General features: G+C 68.9%; 24 protein-coding genes and 1 pseudogene. 12 read left to right on the top strand and 13 right to left on the bottom strand.

Features of this window, described 5'->3' with window-relative positions; all coding sequences use genetic code 11:
* The first annotated feature begins 232 nt into the window (after window positions 1-232).
* A complete protein-coding gene (locus BST28_RS03820) occupies window positions 233-1,105 on the top strand; it encodes a MotB domain-containing protein (protein WP_083079989.1) in 873 nt (290 codons plus the stop codon).
* A gap of 136 nt (window positions 1,106-1,241) precedes the next feature.
* Window positions 1,242-2,939: an N-acetylmuramoyl-L-alanine amidase gene (locus BST28_RS03815; RefSeq protein ID WP_083079987.1), complete on the top strand. Its 1,698-nt coding sequence runs from the start codon at window positions 1,242-1,244 to the stop codon at window positions 2,937-2,939.
* 27 nt (window positions 2,940-2,966) lie between these two features.
* Here BST28_RS03815 and BST28_RS03810 read toward each other — a convergent pair whose 3' ends face one another.
* The 4 genes from BST28_RS03810 to BST28_RS03795 are packed head-to-tail and all read right to left on the bottom strand — an operon-like array spanning window position 2,967 to window position 6,181.
* Window positions 2,967-3,800 (bottom strand): Cof-type HAD-IIB family hydrolase, encoded by an 834-nt coding sequence (locus BST28_RS03810; protein WP_019738872.1) that lies wholly within the window; start codon window positions 3,798-3,800, stop codon window positions 2,967-2,969.
* The gene (locus BST28_RS03805) at window positions 3,800-4,594 is read right to left on the bottom strand and encodes a lysophospholipid acyltransferase family protein (protein WP_019738871.1); all 795 of its coding nucleotides are present in this window, start codon (window positions 4,592-4,594) and stop codon (window positions 3,800-3,802) included. The genes BST28_RS03810 and BST28_RS03805 overlap by 1 nt, the downstream gene beginning before the upstream one ends.
* Window positions 4,595-4,596: 2 nt before the next feature.
* Window positions 4,597-5,385, bottom strand: a complete 789-nt coding sequence (locus BST28_RS03800; RefSeq protein ID WP_083079986.1) for a lysophospholipid acyltransferase family protein — start codon at window positions 5,383-5,385, stop codon at window positions 4,597-4,599.
* 7 nt (window positions 5,386-5,392) lie between these two features.
* Window positions 5,393-6,181, bottom strand: coding sequence for a lysophospholipid acyltransferase family protein (locus BST28_RS03795; RefSeq protein ID WP_065287093.1), 789 nt, complete (start codon window positions 6,179-6,181; stop codon window positions 5,393-5,395).
* 358 nt (window positions 6,182-6,539) lie between these two features.
* Between BST28_RS03795 and BST28_RS03790 the strand changes: the two genes are divergently transcribed.
* Together BST28_RS03790 and BST28_RS03785 are read left to right on the top strand one after the other, a co-directional pair.
* A complete protein-coding gene (locus tag BST28_RS03790) occupies window positions 6,540-8,099 on the top strand; it encodes an MBL fold metallo-hydrolase (RefSeq protein ID WP_019737885.1) in 1,560 nt (519 codons plus the stop codon).
* Window positions 8,096-8,422, top strand: coding sequence for a hypothetical protein (locus tag BST28_RS03785; protein WP_019737884.1), 327 nt, complete (start codon window positions 8,096-8,098; stop codon window positions 8,420-8,422). Before BST28_RS03790 ends, BST28_RS03785 begins: the two co-directional genes overlap by 4 nt.
* Window position 8,423: 1 nt before the next feature.
* On the opposite strand, the gene BST28_RS03780 is transcribed toward BST28_RS03785, so the two are convergent.
* A complete protein-coding gene (locus BST28_RS03780; protein WP_083079984.1) occupies window positions 8,424-9,998 on the bottom strand; it encodes a phytoene desaturase family protein in 1,575 nt (524 codons plus the stop codon).
* A gap of 67 nt (window positions 9,999-10,065) precedes the next feature.
* Window positions 10,066-10,641: a TetR/AcrR family transcriptional regulator gene (locus tag BST28_RS03775; RefSeq protein WP_019737882.1), complete on the bottom strand. Its 576-nt coding sequence runs from the start codon at window positions 10,639-10,641 to the stop codon at window positions 10,066-10,068.
* Window positions 10,642-10,722: 81 nt separating this feature from the next.
* Here BST28_RS03775 and BST28_RS03770 point away from each other — a divergent pair, with 81 nt between their 5' ends.
* Together BST28_RS03770 and BST28_RS03765 are read left to right on the top strand one after the other, a co-directional pair.
* Window positions 10,723-11,217 (top strand): DUF2834 domain-containing protein, encoded by a 495-nt coding sequence (locus BST28_RS03770; RefSeq protein ID WP_065287091.1) that lies wholly within the window; start codon window positions 10,723-10,725, stop codon window positions 11,215-11,217.
* Window positions 11,218-11,264: 47 nt separating this feature from the next.
* Window positions 11,265-11,825 (top strand): TetR/AcrR family transcriptional regulator, encoded by a 561-nt coding sequence (locus tag BST28_RS03765; RefSeq protein WP_065287090.1) that lies wholly within the window; start codon window positions 11,265-11,267, stop codon window positions 11,823-11,825.
* 96 nt (window positions 11,826-11,921) lie between these two features.
* On the opposite strand, the gene BST28_RS03760 is transcribed toward BST28_RS03765, so the two are convergent.
* The 3 genes from BST28_RS03760 to BST28_RS23620 are packed head-to-tail and all read right to left on the bottom strand — an operon-like array spanning window position 11,922 to window position 15,441.
* Entirely contained in the window at window positions 11,922-14,804 is a 2,883-nt protein-coding gene (locus BST28_RS03760; protein WP_083079983.1) for an MMPL/RND family transporter, read from the bottom strand.
* Complete coding sequence (locus BST28_RS03755) at window positions 14,801-15,226, bottom strand: MmpS family transport accessory protein (RefSeq protein ID WP_019737878.1); 426 nt, start codon at window positions 15,224-15,226, stop codon at window positions 14,801-14,803. The genes BST28_RS03760 and BST28_RS03755 overlap by 4 nt, the downstream gene beginning before the upstream one ends.
* Window positions 15,214-15,441, bottom strand: a complete 228-nt coding sequence (locus BST28_RS23620) for a hypothetical protein (protein WP_131813798.1) — start codon at window positions 15,439-15,441, stop codon at window positions 15,214-15,216. Before BST28_RS23620 ends, BST28_RS03755 begins: the two co-directional genes overlap by 13 nt.
* A 149-nt stretch (window positions 15,442-15,590) precedes the next feature.
* Between BST28_RS23620 and BST28_RS03750 the strand changes: the two genes are divergently transcribed.
* Window positions 15,591-16,148, top strand: coding sequence for a TetR/AcrR family transcriptional regulator (locus BST28_RS03750; protein WP_065287087.1), 558 nt, complete (start codon window positions 15,591-15,593; stop codon window positions 16,146-16,148).
* Window positions 16,149-16,156: 8 nt separating this feature from the next.
* Here the strand turns inward: BST28_RS03750 and serS are convergent, their stop codons facing one another.
* Window positions 16,157-17,419, bottom strand: a complete 1,263-nt coding sequence (gene serS, locus BST28_RS03745) for a serine--tRNA ligase (protein WP_019737875.1) — start codon at window positions 17,417-17,419, stop codon at window positions 16,157-16,159.
* Window positions 17,420-17,503: 84 nt separating this feature from the next.
* Here serS and BST28_RS03740 point away from each other — a divergent pair, with 84 nt between their 5' ends.
* Genes BST28_RS03740 through BST28_RS03730 form a run of 3 tightly spaced genes read left to right on the top strand, consistent with a single transcriptional unit; the run spans window position 17,504 to window position 19,218 of the window.
* Entirely contained in the window at window positions 17,504-18,622 is a 1,119-nt protein-coding gene (locus BST28_RS03740; protein ID WP_019737874.1) for a septum formation family protein, read from the top strand.
* A complete protein-coding gene (locus BST28_RS03735; RefSeq protein WP_019737873.1) occupies window positions 18,619-18,969 on the top strand; it encodes a metallopeptidase family protein in 351 nt (116 codons plus the stop codon). The genes BST28_RS03740 and BST28_RS03735 overlap by 4 nt, the downstream gene beginning before the upstream one ends.
* A gap of 60 nt (window positions 18,970-19,029) precedes the next feature.
* Window positions 19,030-19,218: a hypothetical protein gene (locus tag BST28_RS03730; protein ID WP_019737872.1), complete on the top strand. Its 189-nt coding sequence runs from the start codon at window positions 19,030-19,032 to the stop codon at window positions 19,216-19,218.
* 5 nt (window positions 19,219-19,223) lie between these two features.
* Here the strand turns inward: BST28_RS03730 and BST28_RS03725 are convergent, their stop codons facing one another.
* Together BST28_RS03725 and pheA are read right to left on the bottom strand one after the other, a co-directional pair.
* Window positions 19,224-19,913, bottom strand: a complete 690-nt coding sequence (locus tag BST28_RS03725; protein ID WP_019737871.1) for a histidine phosphatase family protein — start codon at window positions 19,911-19,913, stop codon at window positions 19,224-19,226.
* A gap of 29 nt (window positions 19,914-19,942) precedes the next feature.
* A pseudogene (pheA, locus tag BST28_RS03720) lies at window positions 19,943-20,776 on the bottom strand (prephenate dehydratase); the annotation flags it as partial.
* Between the two features lie 149 nt (window positions 20,777-20,925).
* Here pheA and BST28_RS03715 point away from each other — a divergent pair.
* Both BST28_RS03715 and BST28_RS03710 read left to right on the top strand, forming a co-directional pair.
* Window positions 20,926-21,753: a DUF2470 domain-containing protein gene (locus BST28_RS03715; protein WP_019737869.1), complete on the top strand. Its 828-nt coding sequence runs from the start codon at window positions 20,926-20,928 to the stop codon at window positions 21,751-21,753.
* Window positions 21,754-21,775: 22 nt separating this feature from the next.
* Window positions 21,776-22,531 carry a CPBP family intramembrane glutamic endopeptidase gene (locus BST28_RS03710; protein ID WP_083079981.1) on the top strand — a complete coding sequence of 252 codons (756 nt, stop codon included), beginning with the start codon at window positions 21,776-21,778 and terminating at the stop codon, window positions 22,529-22,531.
* 85 nt (window positions 22,532-22,616) lie between these two features.
* On the opposite strand, the gene BST28_RS03705 is transcribed toward BST28_RS03710, so the two are convergent.
* Window positions 22,617-24,929: a cellulase family glycosylhydrolase gene (locus tag BST28_RS03705; RefSeq protein WP_029249425.1), complete on the bottom strand. Its 2,313-nt coding sequence runs from the start codon at window positions 24,927-24,929 to the stop codon at window positions 22,617-22,619.
* Between the last annotated feature and the right edge of the window lie 46 nt (window positions 24,930-24,975).

Genomic DNA, 24,975 nt, shown 5'->3' with positions numbered 1-24,975 from the left:
GCGGCCCCGCGGGACCGAGGTCAGGCTGGGGAAACGCGCCGATTCCCGATACCGGTGCGAGCTCGGCGCGCGGCCGGGACCCTCGACCCCGAGGAAGGGTTGGTCGCGGTTTCCTCACGATTCGATCTCGTCACTCTATTCACACTAGTCACACGCGTACCGTCGATCGGGTAGGCGGTAAACGCTCGACGGCCCCGCCGGCCGAAGGGCAAAACATATTGAGGAGACTTCCGTGCCGAACCGACGTCGACGCAGGCTCTCGACCACTATGAGCGCAGTCGCCGCCCTAGCGGTCGCAAGTCCGTTTGCAGTTGTCGCTGTATCCGAGCTGGTGGCCCACAACAGTGCGCCGCAGCACCACGACTTCGTCGCGGCCGCCTCGGTGGCCGACCTGCCCAATGAGCTGATCTCGGCCCTCTCGCAGGGCCTGTCCCAGTTCGGGGTGAACCTTCCGCCGGTTCCCGGCTTCGGGAACGGGACGGGGGCGCTGACGTCGCCGGGGATGTACCCGGCCTCGCCGGGCCTGACCTCGCCGGGCATGTACCCCGCCTCGCCGGGCCTGACCTCGCCGGGCATGTACCCCGCCTCGCCGGGCCTGACCTCGCCGGGCCTGACCGATCCGTCGCTGACCACGCCGTCACTGTCCACCCCGCCGGCGGGCACCCCCGGTGTGACCACCTCCGGGCTGACGTCGCCGGGCCTGACCACGCCGTCGCTGACGGGCACCCCGGGCCTGACCTCGCCCGGTCTGACCACGCCGACCCTGACCGACCCGTCGCTGACCAGCCCCGGGCTGACCTCCCCCGGCTTGACCAGCCCGGACACCGGCCTGCTGGGCTCCGGTGACATGCCGCTCACCTCTCCGGTGGGTCTGGACCCGGGCCTGGACGGCACCTACCCGATCCTCGGCGACCCGTCGCTGGGCATGGGCATGCCGGAGGAGAAGGGCGGGGTCGTCAGTGACCTGATGAGTGCGGCCAATCAGCTGGGCGCCGGACAGGCCATCGACCTGCTCAAGGGTGTGGTGATCCCGTCCATCGCGCAGGCCGCGCAAGGGGCGGCCCCGGCCGCCGCCGCCGCACCCGCCGCGGTTCCGGCCCCCTGACCAAGGAGCCTGTTTCCTAACGGCACCGCAGAGTCGCGCCCAAGCCGGGCAACGGAAGACTCTGCGGTGCCGTTGACAATCGGCCGGTCGCGTGTCGCATCACTAACAACACAAGACACATACGTAACATCAGCACGTGCCAACCCGTCGCCCACCGCCGACGATCAAGCTGACCGCTACCGTCGCGACCGTGCTGATCCTGCCGTGGGCCCTGGACTCCGGCTCGAAGCCCACGCCGGTGGACACTCCCCCCAGCGCCTCCGCGACCAAGCTCAACCAGCAGCCGCTGCCTGACCTCGAACCCGGGGTCACCGTTCGGGAGATCACCCAGGACGACCCGTTCACCATGGTCGCGCTCACCGGCGCAGATCTCAGCGGCACCTCGGCCAAGATCCGCGCCAAGCGCGCCGACGGGTCGTGGGGGCCGTGGTACGCCACCGCTCACGAGGCCAAGGAGCACGCGTCGGCGGCCCGGCCCGCCGACGCGCCCGCCCCGGGCCCGGACGGGACCGAGCCGGTGTTCGTCGGCCGGACCACCGCGGTACAGATCGCCGTCACCCGGCCGGCTCCCGCCGACACGGCGCAGGCCAAGGCCGCCCCCGAGGCCCCCTCGAAACAGCAGCCCAAACCCCGCCCCGCACCGGCCAAACCCGACCTCGGCTATGTGCCGGCCACCGCCGCACAGCCGTTCGCGCAGAACATCTCCGCGGTGTTGATCACCCCGCCGAAGGCCCCGGTCGACGCCCAGTGGTCGCCGCCGAGCGCGGTGCTGGCCCCGGGACAGCCACCCACCATCATTCCGCGCAGCCAGTGGGGCGCCAGCGCCCGCGGCCGGTGCGGCAAGCCGGTGGAGAGCGGCCCGGTCCAGGCGGCGGTGGTGCATCACACCGCGGGATCCAACGACTACGCCCCCGAAGACTCCGCGAGCATCATCCGGGCCATCTACGCCTACCACACCCGCACCCTGGGCTGGTGCGACATCGGCTACAACGCACTGGTGGACAAGTACGGCCAGGTGTTCGAGGGCCGGGCCGGCGGCGTCACCAAGGGCATCGTGGGCAGCCACGCCGGCGGCTTCAACAAGAACACCTGGGGGGTGTCGATGATCGGCACCTTCGACGACGAGCCTCCCCCGCCGATTCAGCTCGAGACCGTCGGCCGGTTGCTGGGCTGGCGGCTGGGACTGGACCGCACCGACCCGCGCGGCACCGCCCAATTGACCTCCGGCGGCGGCTCGTTCACCCACTTTCCGCGCGGCTCGGCGCTGATGCTGCCGGCGATCATCGCCCACCGCGACCTCGACGCGACCGAGTGCCCCGGCGAGCAGGGCTACGCCGCGCTCAACGAGATCCGGGAGATCGCAGCCCGATTCGACGACCCCCCGGGCCCCGAAGACCTCGCCCGGACGATGCAGGGCGGTGCCATCCACACCCGCTGGTTGGAGCTCGGCGGGGCCGAGGGCATGCTCGGCGCCCCCACCTCGCCCGAGGCGATCGGCGCGGGTTCCACCAAGTACGCGACCTTCGAGCACGGGGCGGTGTACTGGTCGCCGGAGACCGGCGCCCAGCCGGTCACCGGGGCGATCTATGAGGCCTGGGCATCGCTGGGCTACGAGCGCGGCATCCTGGGGCTGCCCACCAGCGCCGAGATCCCCGAACCGGAATGGATCGGCCAGAACTTCCAGCACGGCACGCTGAACTACAACCGGGCCAGCGGCAGCGTCATCCGGGTCATCGACGGTAACGCCGAAGAGCTGCCGCCGCCCCCGCCGGAGGGCCCGCCGGTGCAGTTGGAGCGCTTCTCCCGGGTGGTCGACCCGTTCGCGGTCGGCTAGCCGGCGCAGTCCCTGGTCGAGGCCGGGTCAACGCAGGAAAATGCGTTCCAGCACCCGGGCCAGGCCGTCGTCGGTGTTGGGCGCGGTGATCTCGGCGGCTGCGGCGAGCACCTCGGGATGCGCGTTGCCCATCGCCACGCCGTGCCCGGCGCTCAACAACATCGGCAGGTCGTTGGGCATGTCCCCGAACGCCAGCACCTGATCGATGGCGATCCCCTGCGGGGCGATCACTTCCTCGATACCGGTGGCCTTGGTGATACCCGCCGGCACCACCTCGATCAGTCCGTTGTTGGTGGAATAGGTCAGCTCCGCGGCGCTGCCGATGTGGGGCGCCAGGTGCGCCGCCATGTCCGCGCTGGCCGCGCCCGCCTTGCGGATCAGTAGTTTGATCGCCGGCTGGGACAGCAGATCCTCGAGGGAGACCTCGGTGTTGTCCGGGTTGAGCCAAGCGTGTTCGTAGCCCGGTGAACTGACGAACTGCGGGGTCGCCGCGTCGTGTGCGCGCTCGCCGATGCGCTCCACCGCCATGCCCGCGCCGGGGATGACGCGGCCGACGATCTCGGCCAGTTTGACCAGGTTGTCGGCCGACAGCGTGCGCGCCGAGATCACCCGATCGGTGTCCGGGTCGTAGATGACAGCCCCGTTGGCGCACACCGCCAGCGGAGCGAATCCGAGTGCGTCGACGACCGGGGGGATCCAGCGCGGCGGGCGCCCGGTCGCCAGGACGAACCCCGATCCAGAGTCGACGGCCGCACGCACGGCCTCCCGGGTGCGCGCGGTGATGTTCTCGGTGTCGTCGAGCAGGGTGCCGTCGACGTCGCTGGCTATCAGCGCGGGAATCGGGTGCTGCGGCCGGGCCATCAGCGCCTACTCAGACCTGCCAGCGCCCGCCGCAGCCGGCCCCCCTGCACGCGCTCGAGCCGTTTGCGATCGCGTTCGGCGAGTTCGGCTTCGCGCATCGCCAAGGCTTCGGCCATGGTGGGCGCGCCGCCGCCGAGCCGCCGCGGCACCCAGTACGCGCCGGCGGGGTGCGGGTACTGCAGTTGCGCCTGTTCGAGCATTGCGGCCATCGTGTCACGCAGCTGCGCGGTGGTCGCCTCGATGTCGTCGGAGGCGGCCATCGGCCGGCCGATCTTCACCAGCACCGGAACGTGATTGCGCCACAGATGCTTCGGGTGATCCTTCGTCCATACCCGGTGGATACCCCAGACGATGACCGGGATGATCGGGACGCCGGCCGCGTGGGCCATCCGCGCGGCGCCGGTCTTGAACTCGCGCAGTTCGAAGCTGCGGCTGATGGTGGCCTCCGGATGCAGCCCGACCAGCTCGCCGTCGGCCAGCCGCTGGACCGCCACGTCGTAGGCGCCGGCCCCCGCGGAACGGTCGACCGGGATCAGCTTGATGTGCTTGATCACGTAGCTGATCACCGGCACCTCGGTCATCTCGGCCTTGATCATGAACCGCAGCCGGCGACGTCGCCGCAGCGCCGCGACCGAGGCCGGATACCAGTCCAGGTAGCTGGTGTGGTTGAGAGTCAGCACCGCCCCGCCGCGTTCGGGAATGTTCTCCAGGCCCTCGAAGGTCAGGTGCGGCCCGTTGGCGCGCACCAGCGGCGGGATCACGATCTCCAGGGACCGGAACAGGGGTTCGGCCATGCTCAGTGCTCCATGCTCGAGGGGCCCGGCCGGCCGGTCGGTCCGTGGCCACCTGCGCCCTTGCGCCTCCGCTGTTCGAGCTCCTGTTCGTCGAGAACCTTGGCCTCCTCCGGGGTGGGTGCGGTGCCGCCCATTCGTCGCGGCACCCAGTACTGGCCCGCCGGGTGGGAATATTCCTGCTGAACCCGGGCCAGCATCGGCGCCATCTGGGCGCGCAGCTGTGAGCTGAGGGTAGTGGCATCACCGGCCGGGGCCAGCGGTGGGCCCGCCAGCACGGTGATCGGCATCCTGCTGGCGATCAGCCGCGCCCTGGGATGGTCCTTGGTCCACAACCGGTGGGCACCCCACACGATCAGCGGCACGATCGGCACCTGCGCCTCGATCGCCATCCGGGCGGCCCCGGACTTGAACTCCTTGAGCTCGAAGCTGCGGCTGATGGTGGCCTCCGGGTAGACGCCGACCACCTCACCGGAGCGCAGCGCGGCCACCGCATTTCGGTAGGCGTCGGATCCGGCGCCCCGATCCACCGGGATGGTGCCGGTGTGGTTGATCAGGAAGTTCACCACCTTCACCTGCTGCATCTCGGCCTTGATCATGAACCGCATCCGCCGCCCCCGCCGATACACCGCCAGCGCCGCGGGCAGGAAATCGATGTAGCCGGTGTGGTTGATCGCGATCACCGCGCCGCCCTCGGCAGGGATGTGCTTCAGGCCGCCAAAATCGATTCGGGCGCCGGAGACCTTCACCAGGGTCACCGCTGCCAGCTCCAGCGCACGAAAGACCGGCTGCATGCCGGGGCTACTCCGCGGCGCCCGTCGCACTCGGCGGCTGCTGGTTCCGCGCGGCCCGCTGCTCGGCCTTACGAGCGGCTTCTTCGGCGTCGAGCCGCAGCGCCTCGGCGGGCGTGGGGGCACCGCCGCCGAGGCGGTGCGGCACCCAGAACTCTCCGGCCGGATGTTCGGGATAGGCGTCCTGTGCCTGCTCGAGCAGGTGCTGCATCCGGGTCTGCAGCAGGGACCGCAGGTCCTCGACGGGCAGCGTCGGCGGTATGGGCTCGCCGATCGCCACCGAGATCGGCACTTTGGAGCGCCCCAGCCGCTTGGGGTGGTCCTTGGTCCAGATCCGCTGGGCGCCCCAGACGATGTGCGGAATGATCGGCACCTGCGCCTCGATGGCCATCCGGGCGGCGCCGCCCTTGAACTCCTTGAGTTCGAAGCTGCGGCTGATCGTCGCCTCCGGGTAGACCCCGACCAGCTCACCGGCCCTGAGGTACTCGACGGCGGCGGTGTAGGCGTCGGCCCCCTGCCCGCGGTCGACCGCGATGTGCCGGCAGCCGCGCATGATCGGTCCGGTGAAGCGGTTGTCGAAGGTCTCCTTCTTGGCCATGAACCGCACCCGCCGGCGCGGCTTGTTGTCGTAGGCGGCCAGTCCGGCGAACGCGAAGTCGAGGTAACCGGTGTGGTTGATCGCGACCACGGCGCCGCCGCTGGCGGGCACGTGCTCCGCGCCGGTGACGGTGATCTTCACCCCTTGAAAGCGCCACAATGTGCGCGCAACGGTAGCGACACTTCCGTACCACGGCTCCACAGTCGTCCAGCCTAGGCGATTGCGGCGGGACCAGTCGGAACAGCTCGGGGCCCAGCTATTTGCGACTGCCGTCTTTGGTGAAAAATCTGACGGGTTTGGCGCGGGCCTTCAGAAGGGCCTGTCTTCGCTGCGTTGTTTGGTGCGAGGTTTCCCCCATCTCCTCGCCGGGACCGGCAGCATCGGGGCCGCTGTTCTTCCCCGAGCCGACCTCGCGCTGCGGGGACGCCTCCGACCCGCAGCCAGCACGGACGAACCCGGCTCATCCAGCACGGTTGGCGATACCGCCACGTCCCCCACGGCCCCGGCCGCCGCGCCGTTAAGCTCGGGAGGAATCTCTTACACGTCGGGGAAGGTACAAGTGCGGGTCACCAGCGTCGGACACGCCGGCTTCCGGATCGAGACCGCCGCGGGCAGCATCCTGTGCGACCCGTGGGTCAACCCCGCCTACTTCGCGTCGTGGTTCCCGTTCCCGGACAACTCCACCCTGGACTGGGACGCCCTGGGCGACTGCGACTACCTCTACATCTCGCACCTGCACCACGACCACTTCGATCCCCGGCATCTGGCCGCCCACGTCAACAAGGACGCGGTGGTGCTGCTGCCCGACTATCCGGTGCCGGACCTGCGCCGCGAACTGGAGAAGCTGGGCTTCCACCGGTTCTTCGAGACCACCGACTCGGTGCGGCACACGGTGTCGGGCCCCAAGGGCGAGTTCGACGTGATGATCATCGCGCTGCGCGCCCCGGCCGACGGCCCGATCGGCGACTCGGGGCTGGTGGTCAGCGACGGTGTCACCACCGTTTTCAATATGAACGACTCGCGCCCGATCGATCTGGATGTGCTGCAGGCATTCGGTGCCATCGACGTGCACCTGCTGCAGTACTCCGGGGCGATCTGGTACCCGATGGTCTACGACATGCCGGCCCGGGCCAAGGAGGCGTTCGGCACCCAGAAGCGCCAACGGCAGATGGACCGCGCCCGCCAATACGTCGCGCACGTCGGCGCGACCTGGGTGGTGCCCTCGGCCGGCCCGCCGTGCTTTTTGGACGACGAGCTGCGCTACCTCAACGACGACCACGGCGATCCGGCCAACATCTTTCCCGACGAGATGGTGTTCCTCGATCAGCTGCGCCGCAACGGCCACGACGGCGGGCTGCTGATGATCCCCGGGTCGACGGCCAGCTTCACCGGGGCGCAACTGGATTCGCTGACGCACCCGGCGCCCACCGATGAGGTCGAGGCGATCTTCACGAGCGGCAAGGCGGACTACATCGCCGCCTACGCCGATCGGATGGCCCCGGTGCTCGCCGCCGAGAAAGCCTCCTGGGCACCGGCGGCGGGCCCGGCGATGCTGGAGCCGCTGCGGGCGCTGTTCGAGCCGATCATGGCCCGCAGCAACGAGATCTGCGACGGTATCGGCTACCCGGTCGAGCTGGTGCTGGACGGAGAAGGCCACACCGAGACGGTGGTGCTGGACTTCCCCAAGCGCATGGTGCGCCAGCCGCTCCCGGCCGAGAAATTCCGCTACGGTTTCGGTATCCCGCCCGAACTGGTGCGCACCGTGCTGCGCGACGGAGAGCCCGATTGGGTCAACACCATCTTCTTGTCCACCCGTTTCACCGCGTGGCGGGTCGGCGGCTACAACGAGTACCTCTACACATTCTTCAAGTGCCTCACCCAAGACCGGATCGTCTACGCCGACGGCTGGTTCGGTGAGAGCCACGACGACTCGGCGACGATCGCCCTGGGCGGCTGGCAGATTCAGCGCCGCTGCCCGCACATGAAGGCCGACCTGTCGAAGTTCGGGGTGGTCGACGGTGAAACCCTGACCTGCAATCAGCACGGCTGGCAATGGGACCTGAACACGGGCCGGTGCCTGACCGCTCGGGGCCACGAGCTGCGCTGCGAAAAGCTGTGAACGACTCCTACGACGACGGACTGGTCGCCCTGGATCGCCGGGCGATCACGTTGCGCCGCTATCACTTTCCGTCCGGCACCTCGAAGGTGATCCCGTTGTCGGCGGTTCGCGGCTACCACGCCGAGCCGCTGGGCATCGCTCACCGATTCCGGATCTGGGGCAGCTCGGATCTGCGACGCTGGCTGCCGCTGGACGTCAAGCGTCCGTTGCGATCCACGTTGATCACCCTGAAGCTTCACGGCAACCCGTGGCCGCGGCCGGCGTTCACCCCGGCGGACCCGACGGCGTTTCGAGAACTGCTCGACGCGCTGCTGGCAGACTGACTTACGTCCGGTCCGCCAGCACCGCATGGGCGGCGTTGTAGCCGGGGATGAACGTGATCCCCGGGCCGCCGTGGCACCCCGCACTGCCCAGATACAGTCCCTCGATCGGCAACGGCTGGCCGACGAAGCCGCGGGCGCCGGGCCGGTTGGGCCCGATCTGGTCGGGGTTCAACAGCCCGTGGCAGTAGTCGCCGCCGGGCGCACCGAACATGGTGCCCATATGGCGCGGGGTGAAGGTGGTGTGGCGGGTAATGCTGCGCTCGAAGTTCGGTGCCAGCCGGGTGATCTTGTCGATCACCCGCTGGCCCATCTCGACCTTCATCTCACCGTAGTTGCCGTCGCCCTCGATCGGGAACCACAGCGCGAACGCCGACGCCGCGTGTTTGCCGGGCGGCGCCAGGTCGGGGTCGTGCACCGACGGGATCTGCAGCACGACGGTCGGATCGGCCGGCACGATGCCGCGCCGCGCATCCTCCCACTGCTGCTGCACTTCCTCGGGCGTGCAGAAGATCCCCACGGAGGCCTGCATGGCGGGCTCGTTGAGCGCCTCATACGGCGCGGCGAACTGCGGAGCCTCCTCCAGCGCGAAGTGCATCTGCAGGTAGGAGCCGCGATGGTCGGTGCGGGCATAGGGGGCCCGGACGTCCTCGGGGAGCGCGGACGCGTCGATCAGCGCGGTGACGGTGACATCGGGGGCGATGGCCGAGACCACCACCGGCGCGGTCACGGTCTCGCCGGCTTCAGTGCGCACCCCAGCCACCCGGGTGCCGGCATTATCGACGACGATCTCGGACACCTTGGCGCGCAACCGCAGTTCTCCGCCGGCAGCGGTGAACGTCTCATGCAGATGCCCGGTGAGCGCCCCGATCCCGCCGCGCAGCTTCTTCATCAGCACGGTGTTCTCGTCGGGGACCCCGAGGCCGAAGGCCAGGGCCGCGGCGCTGCCGGGGGTGGACGGTCCACGGTAGAGGGTGTTGACGGCCAGCACGGTGAACGAACCGCGCAGCGCCGCGTGCTTCTCCCGGTCGGGCAAGTAGCGGTCCAGCACGTCGGTGACCGATCCGAACAACATGTCGTCGATGGCGGAGCGTTCGAATTCGTTGGTGGCGCAGGCATACATCTCGTCGAGGGTCTTCGGCGGGCGGCCGGCCTCGAATCGGCCCAGCGCCCGGGTGGGGGCTTGGCTCCAGGCCAGCAGCCCGGCCATGCCGTTGACGGCCTCGGCACCGTGCACCTCGGACAGATGGGTGAACAGCTTCATCGGGTCGGTGTATTGGATCAGCGGGTCGTCGCCGACGCCGCGCATCGCCACCGACATCACCTCGAGGTCGATGCTGTCCAGGCCGTCCAATCCCAGTTCGGCGGTGACCGCGGCCGACGTCGGGAACTGCACCGAGCCGGCGATCTCGAACCGGTAGCCGTCGAACAGCTCCACCGTCGAGGACATCCCACCGGCATAGCGCCCGGCCTCCAGGCACAGCGTGCGCAGGCCGGCGCGTTGCAGGATGAGTGCCGCAGCCAACCCGTTGTGCCCGGCACCTATGACGATCGCGTCGTAATCGGTCTTGGAATTCACCCCCGCACCGCCTTCCGTTGAGCCGAAGCTGACACGGAAGCATCAGTTTTGTCAATATTGACGTAACTTAGAGGTTCCGGAGTGATTCGAGCGCGGTCCGGCACATCCGGGCCAGCTCGGCCAGCGAACGGTCCTCGCCGAGCATCCAGACCTCCATCGCGGCGAACACCGCCGCCGCGATGCAGCGCGCGGTCACCGCAATTCCCAGCTGATCGTCGGGCGCCGTGACCCGCAGTCGCTCGGCCACCGCATCGGCGAAGTCGGCTTCTACCTGGCGGATATGGCGCACGATCCGCTCTGGGTCGAGCTCTCCGGCACGCAGCGCGGCGATGCGGGTCACGGCCTCAACGTCATACGGGAAAGCGAAGATAGCGGCCTGCACCGACTCGATCGTCGGCTCGGCGGGGGGCCGGGCGGCCAGCGCGCTGCGGAACCACTGCAGCCCGGCGTCGTAGTCGGCGAACAGCAGGTCGTGTTTGGAGGTGAAGTGCCGATAGAAGGTGCGCAGCGAGACTCCGGCGTCGGCGGCGATCTGCTCGGCGGAGGTGTCCTCCACCCCCTGCGCCAGGAAGCGGACGAGTGCAGCCTGGCGCAACGCTTCGCGGGTGCGTTCGCTGCGCGCGGTCTGCGGCGCTCGGGGCATGCCGGTAAACGTACCGCAGGGCTACATCCGCCCCGAATGGCAATATTGACAAAACTTGGAAGTCATGGTGACACTGACCACATGATCTCGCTCATCGTGCACGCAGTGCTGGGCCTGGCGACCGTCTGGTGGATCGTCACAAGCAACCGCGCGGTCTTTGCCAAACCGACTGGCGGCGGCCACTTTTCGCCAATGGAGATCGTGTATTACGTGATCGGCATCGCCTCGATCGGGCTGGGCTGGTACTTCAACATCCGTTTCGTGAACGAGTACGCCCAGGGCGCCAACCACAACCCGATCTGGGGACCGGGCAGCTGGACGCAGTACATCCAGCTGATGTACACCAATCCGGCTGCCGGTTCGGCCAGCCAGGACTACACGATCATCAATGTCGTTCTGCTGCCGCTGTTCACCATCGTGGACGGCTACCGACGCGGGCTGCGGCGCCCCTGGCTGTACTTCGTCTCGAGCCTGTTCACCAGCTGCGCGTTCGCCTACGCGTTCTACTTCGCGACCATGGAACGCCAGCGCCGCCACACCGGCGTCTCGTCTCCAGCGGGGTTGTCGCAGGCCTGACCGACAACGCCGCGCGATAGGCTGGCCGCGACGACGGGAGGGATGTCGTGGCCAAGCCGGTGGCGCCGCGCGGTTCCGCGCGCGAGCGGGTGCTGCAAGCGGCATTGGCCCTGTTCATGGAGCACAGCGTGGGCGGCACGTCCATGCAGATGATCGCCGACCGGCTGGGCGTGAGCAAACCCGCCGTCTATTACCAATTCCGGTCCAGGGACGACATCGTGATCGCGCTGGTGGAACCGATGTTCGACGACATCGTCCGGGTGATCAAGATCGCCCAGGCCATGCCGACGCAACAGGGCAAGCGGGACGTGACGGTCAGCGGTGTCGTCGAACTCGCCGTGCGATACCGCCGGCTCACCTTCCTGTTCTACGACCGCGCCGTGGAGCACGCCGTGCGTTCCCGCGAAGATTTCATGGCCGCCGGCGATGACGTGGCGGCGATCCTGCACGGCCCCGAACCGGATGCTGCGGCCCGCGTCATCACCACGGCGCTGATGGCGGGGACCTTCACCGCAGCAGCCGATCCCGAGCTGGCAGGCATCGACGACGAGGAACTGCACGAAATCCTGCTGGGCATCGCACGGCGGGTGGTCGAACCGCTGACCTGAAAGAGCAGGCCCGGTTCTTACCCCCTGTCGGGCCAGGCCCGCTGGGAGTCCGCACCTTTGATGCCCTGGCCGGCCGCCGACTCGAAAGCGTCGTGGTCACCCCGCCGCGCCGGACGCCACGAGCTCGTCGCGCGGGTCCCGTTGCAGCGGCGCCGGCCAGGGTGCCGGCTTGGGCCGCAGGCGCGGCACCTGTGGCCACCAGAACCACTTTCCGAGCAGCGTCGCGATCGACGGGGTCATGAACGAGCGGATGATCAGGGTGTCGAGCAGCAGACCCAACCCGATCGTGGTGCCGACCTGCCCGATCACGCGCAGTTCACTGATCGCCATCGTCATCATCGTGAAGGCGAACACCAGTCCCGCCGCGGTGACCACCGAGCCACTGCCGCCCATCGCCCGGATCATGCCGGCGTGCAGGCCGGCGTGAATCTCCTCTCGCAGGCGGGAAACCAGCAGCAGGTTGTAGTCGGCGCCCACCGCCAACAGGATGATCACCGCCATGGCCAGCACCATCCAGTGCACCTGCAGACCGATGATGTGCTGCCAGAGCAACACCGACAGCCCGAAGGCGGCGCCGAGTGAGACCACCACGGTGCCCACGATCACCAGTGCTGCCACCACGGCCCGAGTGATCACCAGCATGATGATGAAGATCAGGCACAGCGCCGCGACGCCCGCGATCATCAAATCGTAGTTGGAGCCCTCCTGCATGTCCTTGAACATCGCGGCGGTACCACCGACGTAGATCTTCGATCCCTCCCAAGGGGTGGTCTTGATGGCTTCCTTGGCGGCGAGCTTGATCGCATCGATGTGCTTGATGCCGTCCGCGCTCAGCGGATCGCCCTCGTGGTTGATGACGAACCGCACGGCACGCCCGTCCGGCGACACGAAATTCTTCATGCCGCGCTGGAACTCGGCGTTGTCGAAGATCTCCGGCGGCAGATAGAACGAGTCGTCGTTGCGGGCCTTGTCAAAGGCCTCCCCCATCGCGGCGGGATCCCCTTGGGCTTCCTGCGCCTGCTTGGCCAGTGCGCTCTGGGTGGCATAGGTGGTCAGCATCATGGCCTTGGTGTTCTTCATCATCTGGATCATCGGCGGCATCAGCGTGAGCATCTGCGGCAGTTGCGCGGCCATCGCGTCCATGTCCGGAACGATCTGCTTGAAGTTGTCGGTCATGGTGTCGACGCCGTCCATGGCATCGAAGACCGACCGCAGCGCGTGACAGACGGGAATGTCGAAACAGTGCGGCTCCCAGTAGAAGTAGCTGCGCATTGGCCGGAAGAAGTCGTCGAAGTCGGCGATCTTGTCGCGCAGTTCTTCGATGTCGTCGACCATCAGATGCATCTTGCCCACCATGCGCCCCATGGTGGTGTTCATCTCCTCCATGAGCTCGATCATCTTCGTCATCGTGTCGATGTTGACCTGCATCTCCTCCGCTTGAGCCAACATCTCGGCGGTGCGGTCATCGTTGAACTTGCGGGTCATGTCCTGGCTGACGGCCTGCATGCCGAGCATGTAACCGAACGTGGAGTGCTCCATCGGAATGCCCTGCGGCCGGGTGATGGACATGACCCGCGACACTCCCTCCACCCCGGTGACCCGTTTGGCGATTCGCTCGATCACCAGGAAGTCCCCGGAGTTGCGAATGTCGTGATCTGTTTCGATCATGAGCATCTCGGGGTTCATCCGCGCGGACGGAAAGTGCCGGTCGGAGGCCAGGAAACCTTGGTTGGCGGGCAGATCCGCGGGCATGTAGGCGCGGTCGTTGTAGCCGGGCTTGTATCCGGGCAGCGCGAGGATGCCCACCAGGGCTGCCGCGGTGGCGGCGATCAGAATCGGTCCCGGCCAACGGCTCACGGCCGCACCGATTTTCCGCCAGCCGCGGCCCCGGTTGGCCCGCTTGGGTTCCAGCAGGGTGCCGAACCGGCCGGCCACGGTGATGACGGCGGATCCCATTGTCAGCGAGGTGATCACGACGATGGTCATGCCGATCCCCAGCGGAATACCCAACGACTGAAAGTAGGGCAACCGGGTGAAGTGCAGGCACAACGTCGCGCCCGCGATGGTCATGCCCGAACCGAGCACGACGTGCGCGGTGCTGCGAAACATGGTGTAGTACGCCTGTTCCCGGTCCTCGCCCGCGCTGCGGGCTTCTTGATATCGGCCGATCAGGAAGATTGCGTAGTCGGTGGCTGCCGCGATGGCCAGTGTCACCAACAGGCTGGTGGCGAACGGCGAAAGGCCAATCAGCCCGTGATAGCCCAGGAATGCCACGATGCCCCGGGCCGACGCCAGCCCGGTCACCACCATCGCCAGCGCCAACGCCACGGTGGTGATCGAGCGGTAGACCGCCAGCATCATGGTGATGATGACGACGAAGGTCAGCGACTCGATCACGTGCATGCTGCGGGTACCGGCCTTGTCCTGATCGGCTGCCAGCGCCGCGCCGCCGGTCACATACGCCTTCACTCCCGGTGGCGCGGTGACACTGTCGACTGCTTGATTGACCGCTTTGACCGATTCGTTGGCCAGCGCCTCGCCCTGGTTGCCCGCGGTGTAGATCTGCACGTACGCGCTTTTGCCGTCCGGGCTCTGGGCGCCCGCGGCCGTCAGACGATCGCCCCAGAAATCCTGGATGTGTTCGACATGGGTGGTGTCGGCCTTCAGTTTGGCGATGATCTGGTCGTAGTAGTGGTGGGCGTCGGCACCCAGCGGCTCGTCACCCTCAAGCACCAGCATGACCGAGCTGTTGGAGGTGAACTCCTTGAACACCTCGCCCTGACGTTTGACCGCGATCATCGAGGGCGCCTCGTCCGGGGTCATCTGGACCGCGGCCATCTCGGCGACCTTCTCCAGCTGGGGGACGGTCACGTTGGCCAGCACGATGATCCCGATCCAGCCCAGCATGATCGGAATGGCCAGGCGGCGAATCCATCTGGCGATCCGGCCGGGGGCGAGATTGTCCGTGGAAGTGCTCATGCAGATTTCACCAAGCAGAAGGTCATGGCGCTGACGCCGGTGGCGGTTCTCTCGTCTTTGGGCTCGTTGTCGACGCTGATGCGACAGCCCAGCATCGAGCCTTTGCCCTGGGCGTAGAGGTTGGGCGATACCGCGGACAAAGTGGTACTCAAGGTCACCGACCACGGCAGCGTCGCCGCATCGACGCGCTGCGGTTTGCTGTCGAGATCGAGGTAGCTGATGTCGGCGGTCGCGCCGGGTTCACCGAAGACCTCATAGGTGACGACCTTCGGGTTGTACGGCTTGGTGTCATCGACCTTGGTGCTGATGAGGTTGGCGTTCTCGCCGCCGAAGTAGGTGCGCATCCGCAGCACCGTCAGTGTTCCGAGCGCTATCACTACGACGATCAGCAGTGGCATCCATGCCCGCTTCAGCGCGTGCATCGATCCGGTCCCGCCTTGCTGACCACCATCAGGACATGGGTGTCGAACCGACTGGCCGTGGCGTCCAGTTCGGCGATCGCGGCGAACAACGGGTGGTCGCCGGCCACGATCTCCGGCGCGTCAACCACATACGCGGTGACACCCGGGGCCATCCGGCCGGCGCCCGGCCTGGGGGGTTGGGGCCGGGAACGCCCGTTCACCTGTGGGTTCAACATCAGCGACGTCCCTTTCAGCCCGAACCTGCGGTTAGCGTGACGGAAATTTAAGTTATACGAGTAGTACAGTAGGATCAAGCGATCGGTCAGTAGAATTGTGCGGTGTGGCTCACGTCCGTGCGCGGTCGGTCGGAGCAAGGAGGCCTGCAGTGGCGAAGGCGGCGACGCAGCGGGGTTTCGCGCGCGACCGGGTGTTGGAGGCGGCGCAGGGACTGTTCGCCGAGCACGGGGTGAGCGGCACGTCGTTGCAGATGATCGCCGACCGGCTCGGCGTCAACACGTCAGCGGTGTACTACCAGTTCCGCTGCAAGGACGACATCGTGGCCGCGGTGTTCCGTCCGGCGTTCGCGGACATCGCGCGAGTCGTCAAGATCGCGGAGGTGATCCCCTCCCAGCAGGTCCGGCGGGAGGCCACCATCAGCGGGATGATCGAACTGGCCGTCCGGCACCGGCGCACCGCCGCACTGGTCTACGCCGACCCGGCCGTCGCCGTGGTGATCGAGGCCGTCGTGGAGTTCCGGGACGCCGTGCGCAGCCTGCAGGCCATCCTGGCCGGTCCGGAACCCGATCCGGCGGCACGCACCACGATGGCGGTGCTGGTGTCCGGGATCTTCGGCGCGACAGCCGATCCCGCCGTCGCCGACATCCCCAACGGGGAGCTGCACCGGATGCTGCTGGACTGCTCGCGGCGGCTGTTCGCGGCCTGACACCCAGCTCAGGAGGCGGACGGCTCCAACACCTCGGCGCCCACATAGGGCACCAGCGCCGGCGGCACCCGCACGCTGCCGTCGGGTTGCTGATGGTTCTCCAGGATCGCCACCAGCCAGCGGGTGGTGGCCAGCGTCCCGTTCAAGGTGGCGGCGGTCTGCGGCTTGCCGTTCTCATCGCGGTAGCGGGTCGCCAGCCGGCGCGCCTGGAAGGTGGTGCAGTTCGACGTCGACGTCAGCTCCCGATAGGTGCCCTGCGACGGCACCCAGGCCTCGCAGTCGAACTTGCGGGCCGCCGAAGACCCGAGATCGCCTGCCGCGACGTCGATCACCCGGTAGGGCACCTCGATGCGGGCCAGCATCTCGCGCTGCCAGCCGAGCAGCCGGTCGTGCTCGGCCTCGGCCTCGGCGGGCCGGCAGTAGACGAAGCCCTCCACCTTGTCGAACTGATGTACCCGGATGATGCCGCGGGTGTCCTTGCCGTAGCTGCCGGCCTCCCGGCGGAAACACGACGACCACCCCGCGTAGCGCAGCGGACCGCCGGACAGGTCCAGGATCTCGTCGGCGTGATACCCCGCCAGCGGCACCTCGGAAGTGCCCACCAGGTAGAGGTCGTCGGCCTCGAGCCGGTACACCTCCTCGGCGTGCGCGCCCAAAAACCCGGTGCCGGACATGATCTCGGGCCGCACCAGCGCCGGGGTGATCATCGGGGTGAAGCCGTTGTCAACCGCGACCCGCAGCGCCAACTGCAGCAACCCGAGCTGCAGCAGCGCACCGGCGCCGGTCAGGAAGTAGAACCGCGACCCGGACACCTTGGCGCCGCGGCCCATGTCGATCAGGCCCAGCGACTCACCGAGCTCCAGGTGGTCGCGCGGGTTCTCGACCGCCGGCGGCTCGCCGACGACGTCGAGCACCGTGTAGTCGTCCACCCCGCCGGCGGGCACCCCGTCGATCACCACATTGGCGATCGCCATGTGCGCGGCCGTGAAGGTCGCCTCGGCGTCGGCCTGGGCGGCTTCGGCGGCCTTGACCTGCTCGGCCAGTTCCTTGGCCCGCGCCAGCAGGACGGGCCGCTCCTCGGGTGACGCCGCGCCGACGGACCGGCTGGCCGCCTTCTGTTCGGCACGCAGGTTGTCGGCCGCCGCGATCGCGGAACGTCGCGCCGTGTCGGCGACCAGCAAGGCATCCACCAGGGCCGGGTCCTCACCGCGTCCGGCCTGGGAGCGGCGGACACGGTCGGGGTCTTCACGCAGCAGAGTCAGGTCGATCACGGCGCAACCCTACAACCAGGGCCACCCCTGTCAGAGGCATCACTATTCGCATCATTTGTCGCGCGTTCGCAGCAGCCTGTCAGAATGGACCGGATGTCGAAGGCAGCCGACCAGCAAAATCCACCCGCCAAGCGGGTGTCTTGGCTGCGCACGCTGCAGGCGGCCGCCACCCGCCGCACCCTGCTGTTGACCGCGCTGGGCGGGCTGCTGATCGCCGGGCTGGTCACCGTGGTTCCGGTACTGGGCGAGGGGCCCGGCGGGCTGCTCGGTCACCTGAGCGCCGAGCCGGCCGCCGGCCCGGGCGGCAAGGGTGCCGGGCCCGGGCTGGGGATCGGGATCGGCAAAGGCAATGAGGCCATCGACCGCGCGGTCGCCGGGGACTGCCTGAACTGGCCGGAGAACGACCTGGACGCCGCGACGGTGGTCAGCTGCGCCGACGAGCACAAGTTCGAGGTCGCCGGGCCGGTGGACATGAAGATGTTCCCGGGCGCCGAGTACGGCCCGGACGCCCCGCCGCCGTCGACCGCCCGCATCGAGCAGATCACCCAGGAACAGTGCGAGTCGTCGGTGCGCCGCTACCTCGGCGCGAAGTTCGACCCGCACAGCAAGTTCGTCGCCAGCATGCTGTGGGCCGGTGAACGGGCGTGGCGCCAGCACGGCGAGCGCCGGATGCTGTGCGGCCTGCAACTGCCCGGGGTGGGCGGCCAGCAGATCGCCTTCACCGGCAAGGTCGCCGACATCGACCAGTCCAAGGTCTGGCCGCCCGGCACCTGTCTGGGCATCGATCCGGCCACCAACCAGCCCAACGATGTTCCGGTCGACTGCGCGGCGCCGCACACCAAGGAGGTCACCGGCACCGTCAACCTGGCCGAGCGGTTCCCCGACGCGCTGCCCCCCGAGCCCGAGCAGGACGCATTCATCAAGGAGACCTGCACCCGGCTCACCGATGCCTACCTGGCGCCGGTGCAGTTGCGCGACACCACGCTGACGCTGACTTACGCCACCGTCTCCCTGCCCAGCTGGTCGGCGGGCAGCCGCGAGGTGGCGTGCAGCCTCGGCGCCACGCTGGGCAACGGCGGCTGGGCGGCCCTGATCAACAGTGCCCGCGGGCAGCTGCTGATCAACGGCCAGCCCCCGGTTCCGCCGCCGTCGATTCCCGCGGAGCGGCTCAATCAATTGCCGGGCGGTAGCCAGCCCCGGTGAGTGTGCAGATGGACCCGCGGCGGTTCGACGAACTCGTCTCCGACGCACTGGATCTGATCCCGACCGAACTGGCCGCCGCCATCGACAACGTGGTGGTGCTGGTCGAGGACCGCAACGCCGAGGAACCCGACCTGCTCGGGCTCTACGAGGGGGTGGCGCTGACCGAGCGCGACTCCAGCTATGCCGGTTCGCTGCCGGACACCATCACGATCTACCGGGACGCGCTGCTGGAGATGTGCGGCAGCGACGACGAGGTCGTCGACGAAGTGCGGATCACGGTGATCCATGAGATCGCCCACCACTTCGGCATCGACGACGACCGGCTGCACGACCTGGGGTGGGCCTGAGTGGCCCCTGCCGCGGCGCGGCACCGCGATGTTGTCGGGCCGCAGTGCTAAGAACGTCCCATGGATGACCACTGCCGAGCCTGCCGGGCGGGTTTGGAGCACTGCCACGGCACGCTCATCCACCACGTACTGCATCCCGCCGAGTGCACCGAGGACGGTTGCCCCGGTGAGGTGCTGGTGCACTCGTTCGCCCTGGATTGCGAGGCGGTCGGCTGCCGGTGCGTCGAGGTTTACGCGCTGGCGATCTGATCCGCTCAGCCCATCGGGTCGGTGTCGGAGCGCAGCGCGTCACCGACCGGGTCCGCATCGGGTTCGGGATAAAACGGCGGCGTCAACGAGCCCCACTGCACGCAGCTCCACCGGCCGTCGGTGATCGGTGCGAGCACCACCGCCTCGGTGTTCTCCAGGTGGTGATCCAGCACGAAACTGCCGTCCACACCCGCCAACGTGGCTGCCGCCAGGCGAATCGCCGCACCGTGGCTCACCACGACGATGTCGCCGGTCCAGTCGTCGTCGTCGAGGTAGCGCATCCGCAACTCGGTGACGACCGGCAGGTATCGGTCCAGCACCTGTTCGGCGGTCTCCCCGCCCGGTAACGCGACCCCGGGTTCGCCGGAGTGCCACCGCTGATAGATCGCGTTGAACTCGGCGATCGCGTCGTCGTCGTTGCGGTCCTCCAGCGAACCGGCCTGTACCTCGTGGATGCCTTCGAGGGCACGGGCGGTCACCCCGAACGGGCCGCTGATCTCCGCGGCGGTCTGGACGGCACGCGTCGCCACCGAATGGGCGACCAGCGCCGGACGGTGCAGCCCGTTTTTCGCGAAGGCCCGGGCCTGATCGCGTCCCAGCGGCGTCAATTCCGATCCGGGCGGGCGGGTGTCCAGCCGGCGCTCGACGTTGCCGTAGGACTGCCCGTGCCGCACCAACACCAGCCGGCCGCTCACGTCATCGCCCCCTTTCGGCCGGCCGGATCGGCGGGCCAGGAACCCAGATACCGCACGTCGGCGCAGCGTTGACGCAACGCTTGCAGCGCCTCGCCGACGGCGGCGTCGTCGATGTGTCCCACACAGTCCAGGAAGAACAGGTAGGTGCCCAGCTCGGTACGGGTCGGGCGGGACTCGATCCGGGTCAGATCGATTCCGCGGCTACCGAATTCGGTCAGTGCGGCCGCCAGGGCGCCGGGCGCGTTGTCCAGCCGCAGCACCACCGACGTCCGGTCGGCGCCGGTGCGTTGCGGCGGCGGTGCGGGCTTGCCGGCCAGCACGAAACGGGTGCGGGCGTTGGGTTCGTCGATCACGCCGTCGGCCAGGGTGAGCAGACCGCGCTGCTGTGCGGCCAGCGCGGTACTCACCCCGGCGTCGACCTCGCCGTCGCAGACCTGCTGCGCGGCAGCGGCATTGGAGTTCGCCGGGACCACCTGCGCCTGCGGCAGGTGCTCGGCCAACCAGCGTCGCACCTGGGCGCCGGCCACCGGGTGAGCCGCCACGGTACGAATGTCGCCCGGCCCGCGACCCGGAGCCAGGACAACCGAGAACGCGACCTCAAGGGTGGTCTCGGCGAAGATCTGCAACGGCGAGCCGGCCGCCAGGCCGTCCAGGGTCGGCGTCACACCGCCCTCGATCGAGTTCTCGATCGGCACACAGGCGTACTCGGCGATGCCGGTTCGTACCGCGTCCAAGGCGGCCGGTGTGCTCTCGGCCGGCACCGCTTGGTGGTCGGCTCCGGGAACCAGACCGGCGCCGGTCATCGCCAACAGCGCCGCCTCGGTGAAGGTCCCCGCCGGGCCGAGATAGCTGATGCGGGTCACCGCTCAACCCTATCGGCCGCCGCGCACCTCGGGGCGGTCGCCGCGAGGCCCGGCGCGGCGACCCGCGTCGATTCAGCGGTCGTGAACGGTTGCGCCGGGCCCCATCGTTATTTAAGTTAGGCTTACCTCACTTACTGAAAGGGTGATCGATGGCAACCACCACAGCGGTCAAGGTCCCGACGTCTGCGGAACGGATCCGCAGTGCCTGCGTCCGGGGCCAGGCACTGCTGGCGATCGCCGACTCCAGCGATACCGCGCCGGTCAGCGCACCGGTATGCCACCTGCTGCCGGACGGGTCGGTGGCGGTGGCGGTCCCCGTGGGCGACCCGGTCGCCGAGGCGGCCGCCGCGCCCGGCGTCTCGGCGATGCTGGAGCTGACCGACCACGCCCCGCTGCGGCTGCGGGAACGGGTCCGTGCACTGGTGTGGATCCGCGGCCGGCTCCAGACGGTGCCCGAGCCGGAGATCGCCGCCCTTCTCGACCGGATCGCCGCGGTCAACCCGAACCCGGCCCTGCTGCAGGTGGTCTCGCCGCGCTCGACGGCCGGCGCCTCCGACGCCCCGAACCTCGGCGACGCGGACGGCAGCTATGCACTGCTTCGGCTCATCCCGGATTCGGCGGTGCTGGCCGATGCGACCGGCGCCGAGGCGGTCGACGTGGAGCAGCTGCTGGCGGCCCGGCCCGACCCGTTCTGCGCGATCGAGGCGCACTGGCTGCACCACCTGGACTCGGCACACCCGGAGCTGGTCGCCCGGCTGGCCACCACCAAGCTGCCACCCCAGCTGCGGCGCGGGCGGCCCCGTCCGCTGGCCGTGGACCGCTACGGCATGTGGCTGCGCGTCGAGGCCCCCGACGGCGACCACGATGTCCGGCTGAGCTTCCCGCGGCCGGTCGAGGACGTGTCGAGCCTGAATCGGGCGGTGCGCGCCCTGATGGGCTGCCCGTTCCTCAACGGGTTGCAGCCCCGCCCCCGCTAGCGATCGGGGTTACCGTGTCGAGGTGACCGAGCCGGCGGCCCAGCGACGCGCCCTGCGCCTGGAGATCGTCGTGGTGCTGGCGGTCACCTACGGACTCAGCGCCGCCACCGCGATCCTGCAGCTCGCCGACGCGGTGCTGCGCGATCTCAGCGCCCAGCGGATCCCGCTGAATCCACGCCGCTCCTATTTCGCCCTGATCGACTTCGGGCTCAACGCGGCGTGGGCGGCGCAGCTGATCGCGTGGGGCGCGCTGGCGCTGTATCTGTTGTGGCGCAGCGGATATGGCCCGGTTCGCGTCGGGCTGGGCCGGCTGGGTCGCCTCGACCTGGCTGGCGGCCTCGGCCTGGCCGCGCTGATCGGGCTGCCCGGCCTGGGCCTGTATCTGCTGGCCCGAACGCTGGGCCTCAACGCCGACGTCATCCCCGCGGCGACCGGCGACGACACCTGGTGGTGGCGCGCACCGACACTGATCGTGATCGCGTTCGCCAACGCCTTCGCCGAAGAGGTGATCGTGGTCGGCTATCTGCTGACCCGGCTGGGCCAGCTGCGAGTCTCGCGGCCGGTGGCGCTGGCCTGTTCGGCGCTGCTGCGCGGCAGCTACCACCTGTATCAGGGGTTCGGCGCCGGGTTGGGCAACGTCGTCATGGGTCTGGTGTTCGGCTACACCTGGCAGCGCACCGGCCGGTTGTGGCCGCTGATCCTCGCCCACGGCCTCATCGACACGGTGGCGTTCGTCGGGTATGCGCTGTTCGCCGACAAGCTGGGCTGGTTGCGCTGATCGCGGCAGCGCCGAGATTGCAACCATGCCGGGGAATTCACCGAATCGCCTGCGTGGGTGCGATCTCGCACTCGGGGGGCCGGACTCAGGTGCCGGTAACGGTGACGGTGACGGTGCCCGCACCGGCGTCGGATCCGATGACCAGGACCGGGGCGTTGTCCGCCGAGAGCACGTGGCCTCCGGTGACGCTGACCTGGTAGCCGTTCGGGAACTGGATGTCCGGAATGGAGATCTGGGTCTGCGATCCGGCGGCGAAGCTGCCCCCCGAGCCGTCGGCCATCGTCGTGGAGTAGCTGAAGGAGAAGACACCGTCGGAGAACGACCAGCTGTTCGGGATTCCGGCGACCACCTGCGGGTAGGGCTGAGCCAGCGCCGCCACGATGGGCTGGTCGACGTTGTCGCCGGCCGGCGCCGCGTTGGTGTTGTGCACCAGTGAGCCGGCTTCGTTGGTGTAGCCCCAATACAGCCAGCCGAACCGGTGCGGGTCGATCGAGGTGAGCTGGCTGGTGATGGTGTCGATGTTGTGGGTGGCGCCGAATTCGGTGACCACCGCCGGGACACCGTGGGCGTCGGCGTAGGCCTGGGCGCCGCTCATCATCATCCCGTCCCACAGCGAGCAGCCGGAGGCGCTGCCACCGCCCAGGGCGTCGAAGATGCAGTAGTCGTGGAACGCGAACGCGGTGTTGTCGTCGTCGACGCCGCCCAGGTGGGTGACCGCGGTGACGTTGCCGAACAACACGTTCGGCTCGTAGTACACCGTGGTGTTCGCGTCGACCGACCGGATCGCCGAGATCACCTGGTCGTAGAACGGGTTCAGCGTTTGGGTGTCGAAGAACGGGTTGCCGAACAGACTGCCCAGCCACGGCGAGCCGGGCCACGGTTCGTTCATGATCTCGTAGCCGGCCACGCCGGGGGTGCCGCCCAGGTAGTCGGCGACGTGCTGCCACATCCGGGCGTACGCGTTCTGCAGCCCGACGCCGTCCACCTTCTCGTTGGCCCAGAACGCATCCCAGGCCTGGTTCTGTGCCGGGTTGAGGGCGTAGGCGAACGGGAACGCCGCGCTGGTGTCGTTGTCGCCCGCGTTGAACAGGGTGGCCCAGTCCGGCGCGCCGTGGCCACCGATCTGGGAGCCGTAGAGGTCCTGGTGCATGTCGAGGATGCTGACGATGCCGTGCGCCTTGAGCGTCTCGATGGTGTCCTTGACCGACTCGAGATAGGCCCAGTCATACACCCCGGGCTGCGGCTCGATCTGGTCCCAGTACAGGCCGACCCGCACCGCGGTGAAGCCGTTGGCGGCCAGGAACGCCGCGTCGTCGTCACCGAAGCCGTTGCCGCCGGGCGAGAACGGCGGCGACTTGTAGACCTGGTTGACGCCCTGCAGGATGACCACCCGGCCCTGGTCGTCGACGATCCAGCCACCGGCGGTGCCGAACTCGGCCGGGCCCTTCTCGGGGGCTCCGTCCAGGGTGCCGAAGTGGCCGACGGCGCCGTGGGTGCCGAACGCGCCCGCGAGTCCTCCGGCGCCGCCCAGGCCGGGCAGATCGCCCTGGCTGACCCAGACCCCGTTACCGGCATCGCCACCGTCACCGCCGCTGCCGAACCACGGCGAGCCGTCACCGCCGTCACCGCCGTTGCCGCCGATATGGGTGCCGTCGCCACCGGCGCCGCCCGTTCCGCCCACACCCAGCAGCCAGCCGACCCCGGCGCCACCGGCTCCGCCGATGCCGCCGGTCACCCCGTCGCCACCGGAGCCACCGGTTCCGCCGACACCCATGAACCATCCGCCGGCCCCGCCGGCACCGCCCGCTGCGCCCTCGCCACCGGAGCCACCGTCACCGCCGTTGCCGAAGAACCCGGCCGCGCCCCCGGCGCCGCCGACACCGCCGGTTTCGGTGTTGTCCCAGCCGGCGCCACCGTCGCCGAACAACCAGCCGGCCGCACCACCGGCGGCCTGTTCGGGTGTCCCGGCCGCGCCGTCGCCGATCATCGTGCCCGCGCCCAGCGCGGCGCTGAGCTGGTTCAGCCCGTCGACGATCGGCGCCGCGCCGGCGCTGTTGATCCAGCCCTCGATGCCGGTGTGCAGCGGGGTGTAGATGAAGTCCTGCAGCCAGGCCGTCGGGTCGGTGGGCAGACTCGCCGCCGCCGCTGAGCCGGCCAGCAGGGCGTCGAAGTGGGCCGGCTCGAAGAACGCCTCCCAGGCCGCCGGACTGAACACCGCATCCCAGTCCAGTCCACCGGTGGCCGCATCCACGAACGGCGCCAGCGCCTGCTCGAGCACGTCGTCGAAGCCCTCGGCGGACGCCACCGGCGGCGTCATCCCGAACGCCAGGAACGCCCCCGCCGCGGTGCCCCACCCGAGGATCCGACGATTTCTCTTCGCTCCGGAGTCACGGGTCATCCCGGGTGGACCTCTTTCCATGGCGGCGGAGAGCAACGCGGCCAAG

This window comes from Mycolicibacter kumamotonensis (genome assembly GCF_002086285.1).
Taxonomy (GTDB): domain Bacteria; phylum Actinomycetota; class Actinomycetes; order Mycobacteriales; family Mycobacteriaceae; genus Mycobacterium; species Mycobacterium kumamotonense.
Note: the sequence above shows the minus strand (reverse complement) of the source record. Positions and strands in the feature narration are given on the sequence as shown.